General features: G+C 45.6%; 5 protein-coding genes. 4 read left to right on the top strand and 1 reads right to left on the bottom strand.

Features of this window, described 5'->3' with window-relative positions; all coding sequences use genetic code 11:
- Positions 1–247 precede the first annotated feature (247 nt).
- The gene (locus F6K63_RS37925; RefSeq protein WP_502708056.1) at positions 248–460 is read left to right on the top strand and encodes a hypothetical protein; all 213 of its coding nucleotides are present in this window, start codon (positions 248–250) and stop codon (positions 458–460) included.
- Positions 461–665: 205 nt separating this feature from the next.
- On the opposite strand, the gene F6K63_RS21070 is transcribed toward F6K63_RS37925, so the two are convergent.
- On the bottom strand, positions 666–2,456 hold the full coding sequence (locus tag F6K63_RS21070) for a M61 family metallopeptidase (protein ID WP_287249946.1): 1,791 nt from the start codon (positions 2,454–2,456) through the stop codon (positions 666–668).
- Positions 2,457–3,039: 583 nt separating this feature from the next.
- Here F6K63_RS21070 and F6K63_RS21065 point away from each other — a divergent pair.
- From F6K63_RS21065 to pgmB, 3 genes are all read left to right on the top strand, one after another.
- Positions 3,040–5,286, top strand: a complete 2,247-nt coding sequence (locus F6K63_RS21065) for an amylo-alpha-1,6-glucosidase (protein ID WP_008185616.1) — start codon at positions 3,040–3,042, stop codon at positions 5,284–5,286.
- Between the two features lie 492 nt (positions 5,287–5,778).
- The gene (locus F6K63_RS21060; protein ID WP_008185619.1) at positions 5,779–8,199 is read left to right on the top strand and encodes a sucrose synthase; all 2,421 of its coding nucleotides are present in this window, start codon (positions 5,779–5,781) and stop codon (positions 8,197–8,199) included.
- A gap of 840 nt (positions 8,200–9,039) precedes the next feature.
- Positions 9,040–12,021, top strand: coding sequence for a beta-phosphoglucomutase (gene pgmB / locus F6K63_RS21055; RefSeq protein ID WP_008185621.1), 2,982 nt, complete (start codon positions 9,040–9,042; stop codon positions 12,019–12,021).
- Positions 12,022–12,457 lie beyond the last annotated feature (436 nt).

The raw sequence follows: 12,457 nt of genomic DNA, 5'->3' as shown, positions 1-12,457 counted from the left end.
TCCTAGCTCTTTCAATATCCATTGTTCCATATTTGTGATAATAGATGCCAGAGGCGATTCTAGCAAGAACACACACTTGACTCTTTTTGTCAAGTTTTATGTTAAGAAAGATGTTTATAAAGCATAGCTTTTTAAGGGGGATTTAGGGGGATCGCTTTGTCCCTCATGGTAGAGATAATTGCTATAATTAAGAAAACTTATTTTCTGTAAAATCCAAAGCATCATGACAAAAACTACCTTTTCATAAATATTAGAAGCAGCCGATGAACTGCCCTTAGACGATCAAGAAAATCTAATTAGTATTTTAATAAATCGTCTTCGCGATCGCCGAAGAGCCGAGAGAATTAGAGATGTTAAAGAAGCTCAACAAGAGTTTGCCGAAGGAAAATGTCAACCCGTTACTCCTGAACAGCTGATGCAGGAAATTCGTAAGCATATGCGCTACGCGCACGCTACTTGAGGTGCGGTCAGCTGTCAGCCGTCAGCTTAAAATAAACCTATGCAGGCCTATGGTCACGCTACGCGAACGGGAGAATTTAATAGTTCGAGATTAATGAGAATTGAAAGTCTGGGTAAAAGCCCATTGCGCATAAACTGATAGCTGATAGCTAAATGCTGATAGCTGACGGCTGATAGCTGATAGCTGACGGCTTAATGCTTACCCCTCAACTCATCTTGGCCAAAGATGCCCCTAACCACCCAGAAAAATTCTGCTGCTGCCCATTGGTAGGATTTTTCACTGGCATCACTTGGTAACGACTGGGTTGAGATTTGCGTAATGTAATCGGTAGAGTGACCAATTGATCCTGATGGAATACACTGAACTCGATCACATCACCAGCTTTGTAATCTTTTAAGCGATCGCATAATTGATCCCCATTGACTCGCAACCCATCAATAGCCAGTAACTGATCACCAGCATCCACTCCTGCCACTGCCGCAGGAGAATCCATCTCCACAAACTGGATCCAGTCCTGACCATTGTCAGTTCTCACCTTCACCCCCAAGTAAGGCACAGATTCTTCATCCACAGCCACCACTTGTAAGCCAAAGGGTTTGAGATACTGATTGAAGGGCAATTCCCCAGTACCCTCAATAGTCTTCGAGAAGAAATTACTTAAATCTAGCTCTGCTACCGATTCTATTACCTCTCGCAGTTGTTGGGGAGTAAAGCCAATTTCCCCTTTACCAAACTGCTCCCACATAATTCTTATCACATCATCAAGGGAACGCTTATTTCCATGGCGCTCCCGGATTAACAAATCCAGCAATAATGACACCATTTCACCTTTCAAATAATAAGAAATTTGGTTATTATCACTGTTTGCATCCCGTCGATAAAGCTTAATCCAGGCATCAAAACTCGACTGATCCAGGGGCTGCACCTTACGTCCTGGTGTAGTTAAAAACCGGGTAATTTCTTTACTCAAATTCTCTAACAACGTCTTAGCATCATAGATACCCGCTCGTTGGGGAATCAATAAGTCATAGTAACTGGTTGTTCCTTCACAAAACCACAACGATGTCGTATAGTTTTCCTTTTCATAGTCAAAGGTTTCTAGGGCTAATGGTCGGATCCGCTTAACATTCCACAAGTGAAAGAACTCATGAGCCACCAGTTGCAAGAAGCGATTGTACTTATCCTTTGCGCGAAAACCAAACCGCGAATAAATTAACGAACAACTATCCTTATGTTCCAGTCCCCCAAAGCCACTACCAGTTAGATACAGCAAGAACAAATAGTGGTCATAAGGTAAACCCCCAAACAGCTCAGCTTCTACCTGGATAATCTTCTTAGTATCCTCAATAATCCGTTGTGGGTCAGCATTCCCCTCTCCCCAGATGGCCAATTGATGGGGTTTGCCCAAAACCTCAAAGTCATAGAGCTTATGATCACCAATTTCAAAGGGACTATCCACTAAGGTATCGAAATCCCTTGCGTTGAAGGTATTAAATTTGCCTGACACTGCTGGTAAGGGTGTCGTCACCCGCCAATTGGGATTAGGTGGCGCGATAGTAACCTGGCAAGGGTGTTGTTCAAATCCTGGGATGAAGAAGAACAGAGCAGCACCATTAAAATAACCGTGGCTAGCATCTAAGTGATTAGTGCGTACCGTTAATTCATTAGCAAAGATACGATAACGCACAGTGATAGCCGAGGCATCACCAGTTTCCACTAGCCAATGATTCTTGGCCAGTTTCCGCCACGGTAAAGACTGGGTAGGATTACCCCTATCCGCAGAGAAATCTTGTAAATGTCGAGCATACTCCCGCACTAAGTAAGAGCCTGGAGTCCAAACTGGCATCTTTAAATCTAACAAAGGGGCTTCCCAGCCTTCCACTTGTAGCGTTACCTCAAACAGATGGGATTGAGGCTGAGGCATAGCGACATGGTAGTGAATAGCTAGGGTACTAGTGGCTGCGCTGCTCCGAAAAATAGTTGTTGCTTCAGTCATTACTCAACTTTAGGGATTACCATTTAGCTCTAAGGGTAGCAATCCTCTGGCTAGATAGCATTTTCATTTGAGATGTAAACATAGAGGGAATAGGGAACAGGGAATAGGGAATAGGGAATAGGGAGTAGGGAATAGTCGGAAAGAGAGCAGAGTTTTTGGTGTTATGATAAATCAGCCTTGGGTTTAGGTAATTATAGACACGTAAACTTTGTAAATAATTTTATTTTTACTAAGTAAATAACTATCAATTTATTTTTAATATATTTTAAAAATAAATCACCTTTTAGACAGTAATTAAAAATTTTTTTTGGTAATATCCGATTTGATAGCAATCCTAAATCAATTGAGAGAATGTTTGTTCCCTACTCCCTACTCCCTACTCCCTACTCCCTACTCCCTACTCCCTACTCCCTACTCCCTGTTCCCTTTACTAAATCTTGAATCCTCGACCTGTCCAAAAAAATTGATAATTAACTTGGGTAATGTCCATGTCTCCCCACCCTGACAACAGTGGTAGAGAGAGACTTATGACATCCCCCAAGCGTCCACCACTAGTTAAACCCAAAGCCCCAGGGCTGATTTTATGGATCTACAGATTATCGAACGAGATGGTAGACGATACCTTCCTACCGAGCAGTTGTCGATGACCGAATGGCCTCGGCTCACCACAAACCAACCTCTACCAACCCTTCCTCTCAAAGTAGATGACCTGTTTTTAATCACAGATACCCTAGGGAATATTTCGGGGAACTTAGAAAACGAAAATAATAGCACAACCGGGTTATTTTGTCAAGATACCCGCTTTCTCTCTCGCTTAGAGTTACAAATTGAAGGGCAACTGCCCATTCCCCTGAGTAGCAGTGCTGAGGAAGGATTTGTCCTATCGGTGATGTGTTGCAATCCCCGTTCACCTAATCTTCCCCCAAAAACCCTAGGCATTCAGCGGCAGCTAGCCCTCCATGGTGGCTTATGGGAAGAAATTGTAATCACCAATTACGACACTCAACCCCTTAGCTTCAGCGTCAGCCTCAGTTTTGATGCCGATTTTAAAGACTGGTTTGAAGTCAGGGGTCATCAGCGACAGCAGCGGGGAACTCTGCTGCATTTACTACCGCCTGATATCGATTTAGAGACGCTGTTAACCCTAAGTGAGTTCAACACCGATACCATCAACCTAGCTTACCAGGGACTGGATAACTCCCTGATTGAATCTCAGATCGACTTTACTCACCGTCTCCCAGACACCTACAAAGGGAACACAGGGGTTTGGGACTTGTGCCTCAAGCCTGGCGCTACTGAAACCTTAGGCTATCGACTGGAACTGCTCACCCACAAAGCGCGAATCACTACAGCTAAAATTCCAGCCACCCTTGAACAAGCTAAGACCGCTAACTTACTCCAAAACCAGGAATGGTATAAACGGGTAACTCACATTAGCTGCGATAATGAAACCCTTAACCAAGTGATTTCTCGGGCAATACGAGACATCTTTTTACTAAGGCAGACTATTAATGGCTGCACAGTTCTTTCCGCAGGAGTACCTCGGTTTTCCACCTTGTTTGGCCGAGATTCCATAATTGCTGCCTCACAAACCTTAATTCTTGACCCTACCATCCCCAAAGGGACTCTGGAAATTTTAGCCCAGTACCAAGGCCAAGAGGATAACCCATTGCGGGATGAGCAACCGGGTAAGATTTTGCATGAACTCCGGGTTGGGGAATTGGCTCGCTGTCGGGAAATTCCTCACACTCCCTACTACGGTACAGTTGATGCTACCCCACTCTGGCTGATGCTCTATGCCGATTACTATGCTTGGACCAATGACACAACTACCCGAGACCAGCTCTGGCCCCATGCTTTGGCGGCCATGGATTGGATTGATCGTCAATCTCAGCAAAACGGCTATCTCTGTTATCAGCGCCAGTCCAAAAAAGGTTTGCGTAATCAAGGGTGGAAGGATTCCGGTGATTCCATGGTCACTCGTGATGGTTCCCTAGCAACGGGAGCGATCGCATTATGCGAAGTCCAAGCTTATGTCTATGGTGCTAAAACTAGACTCAGCCATCTGGCCAGGATCAAGCAGCGAATTGATTTAGCCGAGCGTTGGGAAAACCAAGCCAAGGAACTCAAGCAACGCTTCAACCAGGATTTTTGGCTAGAGGACCTAGACTTCTGTGCCTTAGCACTAGATGGACAAGGAAAACTCGTAGATAGCATAACCTCCAATCCTGGTCATTGCTTGTCTTTGGGCATTTTTACCCCAGAAAAAGCAGCTAGTGTAGCAAAGCGACTGTTAGCACCAGATATGTTCAATGGTTGGGGGATTCGTACCCTTAGTAATCAATCCGCCGCTTACAACCCGATCAGCTATCACGTGGGATCAGTCTGGCCCCACGAAAATTCCTTGATTGCGGTAGGATTGCGTACGCTAAATCAAGTCGATCAAGCCTTAAAAATTGCCCAAGGCATGATTGACATGACAGTTGAGCAACCCTACTATCGTCCTCCAGAACTATTCTCTGGTTACCAGCGCACTTCCAACAGCTCTCCGGTAAAGTATCCAGGAGCCTGTCCTCTCCAAGCCTGGGCAACTGGCAGCATTTTCCAACTGCTGCAAATGATGGTGAATTTGCGACCGGATGCTCCAGGAAAAAATTTACGTATTTTCCGACCAACTTTACCAAATTTTATCAATCAACTCTTAGTTCGTAACTTGCGGATTGGCTCAACGGTGCTAGACTTGCAATTGGAACGATCTGATACAACCACCACCTGTAAAGTGGTCAAAAATTCCGGTAACCTCACGGTTGTGATCCAAAGCTCCAGTTAATGGCAAAGGGAAAGGACAAAGCATAGGGCTATAAATTTGTCCGGCGTGACAGTGGTAAGGCTTTCATAGAATTGACCCTGACCACTAAGCGCTGATCTCCCACGCACTGCCTTTATACTTGCCCAGTTATGATGATCGGCAAGCTGTCTTGACCATTAGTGCGTGGGAGTTGAAACCTATTGTTCAGGGTGTTTGAGTGTAGGTTATTTATCCTGCTGAAATTTTAATCAAAATTAAAAGCTTAATTGTTTCCATGTATTTTCCAACTGCCTTGTCGATCTAGGGGAATCATGTAAATATGGCGGTTGCTTACTTAAAGCTTGGCACACCCCGCCCTAATTCCAATCAAGATAGTGGGGTAAGCTATTGCCCCACTGCCAGAAGATCCCAAGGAGTGAGCCAATCTCCCACGACAATCCTACTCCCTGCTAGCCAAGGGCTAGAGCGGGAGTAGGTTACAGACCCACCATGGACAAGACACGCTAAGTTACTATGTCTAGTTTGTTACGAGCTGTTCTCCAAAGTAACGAGAAAGCCGATTTGCGTCAGTTTATCAGTCAACTGCGATCTGAACAAGAGCGGTACTTTCTAAGGAATCAGATTCTGCAAGCGTTTGATAATTACTGCACTACTCATGACAAGCCTGCTTACTTTAAAAGAACTTCCTCTATCGCCGAACTACTGAACTATACCCACGAAATTATTCTGGAAGAGAAAAACCTTTGGCTTCTCTTGCGGACAAGGGTTGCTTCTCAAGAAATCTATCGGCTAGCAGCGGATTTGACCAGTTTTGAACCAATGCCAGTGGAGGAGTTACTGAGCTTACGCGATCGCTGGGTTAAGCGCTACTTCCCAGAAAAAGGGGGTCTGCTAGAAATTGATGTTGGTCCGTTTTACAAAAATACTCCTACAATTCGTGACCCGAGAAAGATTGGCAATGGGCTGGAGTTTCTTAACCGTTACCTATCTAGCCAATTATTTGCTGACTCTGAGCAGTGGCTAGAGGAGCTGTTGAAAAACTTACAAGCGCACCACTACGACCACACACCATTACTGCTCAATAACCGGATTGACTCAACTACTCAACTCTTTGAAAAGCTTAAGGAAGCACTAACATTAGTGGGAGAGCTACCAGCTCACACCCCCTATGAAAAGTTTCGCTTCGAGCTTCAAGTTCTCGGTTTTGAAGCAGGTTGGGGTAACACTGCTGGTCGAGTGCGCGAAACCCTAGAACTGCTTGAGCGGTTAATGGACGCTCCTGATCATGCAGTCCTCGAAGCCTTTATTTCTCGTATTCCCCTAATCTTTCGGGTTGTTCTGGTTTCCGTTCATGGCTGGGTTGGTCAAGAAGGAGTCTTGGGTCTTCCCGACACCGCTGGTCAAGTGGCATACGTCATCGACCAAGCCCGTAGCCTGGAACAAACAATCCAAAACAATATTAAACTCTCAGGTCTTGACGTTCTGGGGGTCGAACCAAAGGTGATCGTTCTGACTCGCCTAATTCCCAACTGTGAAGGTACCCAGTGCAATCTACGCCTAGAAAAAATCCAAGGCACCAGCAACGGTTGGATTTTACGGGTTCCTTTCCAGGAATTTAACCCAAAAGTCACTCAAAACTGGATTTCCAAATTTGAGATCTGGCCCTATCTCGAATCCTTTGCCTTAGATTCAGAAAAAGCGCTGCTAGAAGAATTCCAGGGTAGTCCAGACTTAATTATCGGAAACTATTCCGATGGAAGTTTAGTTGCGTTTCTGCTGGCGAGACGCCTAAACGCTATCCATGGCAGTATTGCCCACACCATGGAAAAGCCTAAATATCTGTTTAGTGACCTCTACTGGAAAGACTTTGAGTCCCAATACAACTTCTCCATACAATTCACCGCTGATTTAATTGCGATGAATTCAGCGGATTTCATTCTGACCAGTACCTATGAGGAGCTTGTGGGAACACCAGAGAGTGTAGGCTACTACGAGTCTTACAAGTGTTTCAGTATGCCCGAACTGTATCATGTGGTGAATGGGATTGAGTTATTCAGCCCCAAATTTAATGTGGTACCACCAGGGGTCAACGAAAACATTTTCTTTCCCTACACCCAGACATCAGACCGGATTGCCCACGACAGTGAACGGGTTAAAGACTTGCTGTTGAGCAAGGAAGACCCCGAAATTGTCGGCTATCTCAACAGTCCTAACCAGCGCCCGATTCTGAGTATTGCGCCCCTAACCTCAATCAAAAATCTGAGTGGCTTAGTGGAATGCTTTGCCAGTTCAAAAGAACTTCAGCAAAAGTGCAACCTAATTTTAATTACTAGCCATGTCAGGGTTGAGGACGCCACTGATCCAGAAGAGAAAGGGGAAATCGAGAAGCTTAACCAGCTAATTAAGCAATACAATCTTCATGGCAAAATTCGATGGATCGGACTACGTCTGACCACCCCTGATATCGGTGAATCCTACCGAGTGATTGCTGATTTGGGGGGATTTTTAGTCCATCCTGCTCGCTTTGAAGCCTTTGGTCTAACGGTTTTAGAAGCCATGATCTCCGGTTTACCAACATTTGCTACTCAATTTGGTGGACCATCAGAGATTATTCAAAACGGCGATAATGGGTTTCTCATTAATCCCACAGACTTGCAAGATACTGCCGAAAAAATTCAGCAATTTATTTCAAAGTGCGAACACACCCCTGACTACTGGCAGAAAATTTCTCAAGCAGGTATCAAGCGAGTTCGGGATAAATACAATTGGCAGTTGCATACCAAACAGCTGCTCTCACTCGCAAAAATTTACGGATTCTGGAGCGAAACCTCTAAAGAAAGCCGAGAAGCTCTGCTGCGCTACCTAGAAGCTTTGTTCTATCTGATTTACAAACCCAGAGCGACAAACTTACTAGCCAAGCATAGGTCGCGTTAATCAGAGATTATGGGCTATAAAAAAGTGAGGAGGGGGAGCAGAAAGCATCACAACTGAATGGTTGAGCTGACTGTTTCTAAAGTAATGCTTAAAAGCCTTCAAATTCTACTGATTTTAAGCTAATAAGAACTCACTCTTAGTTAATTCCCTGGTAATTTCCGGTTAATCGGGAATTTACTAGCTAAGATGCACCACGATGGACATTAGTCCGCTCGTTGTAATGGTTACGACAGCTACGAATGACCGCCAGTTCGTAGCCCTGCCGCTAGTAGTTAAGGTGAGGGAAAAATCTGCTGCTAGCCCAACCAGCCTTTACAACCAACATTGCCCTTCGCGGAAGCGGGACTAAGTCCGACAAACTTTACTCCCGATCTCAGTTGCACAAAACCCGTGCAATCATGGAGGCTGATTCTAGAAATTACTAGTTATAGAAATTACTAGTTATTAAGCCTCCTATCGTTAACTGACCTAAACTCATCGTCCGATGTCGGCTACCAACAGCTAACCAAAGATTTGTTGATGTGTCAGTTAATGCGGAAATCGCATAATTATTAGTGAATTCACTAATTATGGGCAATTTGCCTGAGCCAATAACTATTTCAATTAATTGCTAGTAGCCTTCCCTTGACAGCAGGGGTTTAGATTGTCGGGTATGGGGTATGGGGAAAATCTGGTGTTAGTGATCCGAGTTTCAAGGGTGGCGTTGTGCCATCTTCTGTTCACACCCCCATCAGCTCTCTCTCCCACTCCCTAAACCCTACACCCTATACCCCACAAGGGAAGGGAAGCGTTTGACCTCACTCAAGGAACCACCCACCACAGCAACACTAACGACTAACTATGGATGCCAAAGTATCGTCCCCATCTAGCTCTAACCACATCTACAGCGACTGGACAGTAACTGAGACCAAATTTGATCCGACTCAATTGCACTACAAGGAAACCGTTTTTACCCTTGGGAATGGTTACCTCAGTACCCGAGGTAGCTTTGAGGAAGGGTATCACGGTGCATGGCCAATGACATTGATTAATGGTGTCTACGACGATGTGCCAGTTGTCTATACTGAACTGGCTAATTGTCCTGATTGGCTACCTATAGTGATAGTTGTAGAAGGTGAACGCTTTCGTCTTGATCAAGGCGAGATCTTGCACTACGAACGTCAACTTGACCTGCATCGAGGCAAGCTAACTCGTGATGTGCGTTGGCGTAGTCCTGGTGGTAAGACTATCGATATCCATGTCGAGCGTTTTGCCAGTATGGCTGATGACCATCTGTTAGCCCTTCGCTGTCAAATCACTCCGGTGGATTTCGATGGCGCCATCGAAATTCAAGCCAGCATCAATGGCTACCCAGATAACCAAGGGGTGCTCCACTGGGAATGGTTGAAACAGGGTCAGATTTCAACGGGAACTAACCAGACATCAGAAGGAGGTATCTGGTTACACGTTCGCACCCGTCATACGGCTATCGAACTGGGTATGGCTTCCCGAGTCAGTGTAAGTGGTGTTGATGATGCCCAAATACAGCTAAAGGGTTGTGAAGGTCACCCCACCTTAGCCACTAGCTTACACGTGCGCTCAGGACAGCTAGTGACCCTGGATAAAGTAATTAGTGTGTTCACATCCCGGGACACCGAAAACCCAGAAAAGGTAGCCCAGGAACACCTGGTCAACCAACCAGATTATCTAACCCTATTCTCTCGACATGAGGCAGCTTGGGATAAGATTTGGCAAGATAGTGATGTTGTCATTGAAGGGGACATCAACGCTCAGATTGCTATACGCTACAATATGTTCCAACTGTTCATTAGTGCTCCTCGTCATGATGACCGGGTGAATATTCCCGCTAAAACCCTTTCTGGTTTTGGCTATCGGGGTCACGTTTTCTGGGACACAGAAATTTTTATGCTGCCGCTGATGATATTAACTCAGCCCCAGATTGCCAAGAATTTGCTGACCTACCGTTACCATACTTTACCTGGGGCAAGGCGTAAAGCTAAGCTTCAGGGCTATCCGGGAGCCGTTTACGCCTGGGAAAGTGCTGACACCGGCGACGAAGTAACCCCTCGCTGGGTTCTCTCTGCTGAGAAGGATGGAGACCCGATCCGAATTTGGTGTGGCGATCGCGAACTCCACATCACTACTGATGTAGTCTATGGTATCTGGAAATATTGGCAGGCTACTGGTGATGATGACTGGGTGGTGCGTTACGGTGCTGAGATTATCCTAGATACAGCGGTATTCTGGGGAACTCGGGTTGAGTGGAATGGTAAACGGGAACGCTATGAACTGCGGGATGTGATTGGTCCGGATGAATACCACGAAGGGGTAGACAACAATGCCTTCACCAACCGCATGGTTCAATGGCACCTAGAGACTGCTCAGTTCGTCCTAGACTGGTTGCGTCGGGAACATCCACAGAAAGCTAAAGAACTGGAAGAAACACTGGAGCTAACCCCAAGCCGAGTTAGTCTGTGGTCTGAAATTATCCGTCGGATGTGGATACCCTATGACCATGAAAGGGACTTAATCGAACAGTGTGAGGGGTTCTTCCAAATTGAAGACATCAACCTCCAAGATTACGAGCCACGTACCCGTTCCATGCAGGCTATCCTTGGCATTGAGGGAGCAAGTAAAAAGCAAGTGCTCAAGCAGCCAGATGTCTTGATGTTGCTATACCTGATGCGGGAGCAGTACGGCGTAACCTCTGAGCCAGAGAAATACCGGGAAATTTTGCAACGAAGTTGGGACTACTATTCTCCTCGCACCGATCACACCTATGGTTCGTCCCTCGGTCCTGCGGTTCACGCCATCCTCGGCTGTGAATTAGGAAAGACAGAGGAAGCTTATGTACACTTTATGCGGGCAGCGATGGTAGACCTCGAAAATGTGCGGCGTAACGCTCATGAAGGAATTCATGGTGCTTCCGGTGGTGGTGTATGGCAAGCTATAATCTTTGGATGCGCTGGGATCAAGTTCACAGACAATGGACCTGTTGCTATTCCCCACTTCCTACCGGGCTGGACACGTCTCAAGTTTAAGCTGCAATGGCGTGGAAAGAAGTACGAGTTTGATCTCAATCCAGAAACCAGTACTCAAACAGCACAATCTGAGGCTACCATCTCCCCAAGTTCTCGACCCCCCGGCTCTCCAGCTCAAATCCAGGGTGTGATTTTTGACTTAGATGGCGTAATCACCGATACCGCAGAATATCATTACCAAGCTTGGCAAAAACTAGCCGATGAAGAGGGTATTCCCTTTAATCGCGAGGCCAACGAAGCACTGCGGGGTCTTTCACGTCGAGAGTCCCTGATGGAACTTTTGAACGGTCGCTCAGCCACAGAAGACCAACTCCAAGAGATGATGGATCGCAAAAATAAGTACTATCTGGAATTGATCAAGAACATCTCTAAGGCTGACTTACTACCTGGAGCTCTAGAGTTACTGATTGAACTCAAGGAAGCTGGTATCAAAGTAGCGATTGGCTCCGGTAGCAAAAATGCCAAGGAAGTTATGGAACGATTGGGTATTAGCGATCGCATTGATTCAATTTCTGACGGCTACAGTGTGACCCGCTCTAAGCCAGCACCAGATCTGTTCTTGCACGCAGCACAGCAGTTGGGATTGGAACCCGCTTATTGTGTAGTAGTAGAAGATGCCGGATCTGGTGTCGAAGCCGCTCTAGCTGCTGGTATGTGGGCTGTAGGACTTGGTCCAGTTGAACGAGTTGGAGCAGCCCACCTGGTGTTACCCAGTCTCGAAGGCATACACTGGAGCAACCTCCACAAACAATTAGCAGGAAATCGTTTAATTCCTTGTTAGGGTATGCATTAACTAACTATTTGGAACTAAATTGGCTGGGTGAAGTCTAATTCACCCAGCCATATTTTTGTGGGTTTTGTCCTGAGTACTGAGTAGCGAGTGCTGCTTAATATAAATCAGTTCCTGTCATTTCTTATTCAGAAATCAATGAACTTGGCAACTCAGGACTTTTCTATTTAATTTTTATGTTTAGAGTGAATTACCACCATTGCTTCCCACCTATAGGTAGACTAGTGGATCTAGTAGTGACCTGCTTTGCAGGGATTTTTCCTTAACTAGATTGAACTAGATTATTTCAAAACGTAGATGGTTTTTCCTACTGGGTTTCACTTTTTGATACTAACAGATTAACCGCACTGAAAAGTGCAGTGGTGGGCTACATTTTCCCCATGAATGTGGGGAGTTTTGCCTCCCGATTTCCTATAATTATCTGGAC

The sequence above is a fragment of the Moorena sp. SIO1G6 genome, from assembly GCF_010672795.1.
Classification (GTDB): Bacteria; Cyanobacteriota; Cyanobacteriia; order Cyanobacteriales; family Coleofasciculaceae; genus Moorena; species Moorena producens.
Note: the sequence above shows the minus strand (reverse complement) of the source record. Positions and strands in the feature narration are given on the sequence as shown.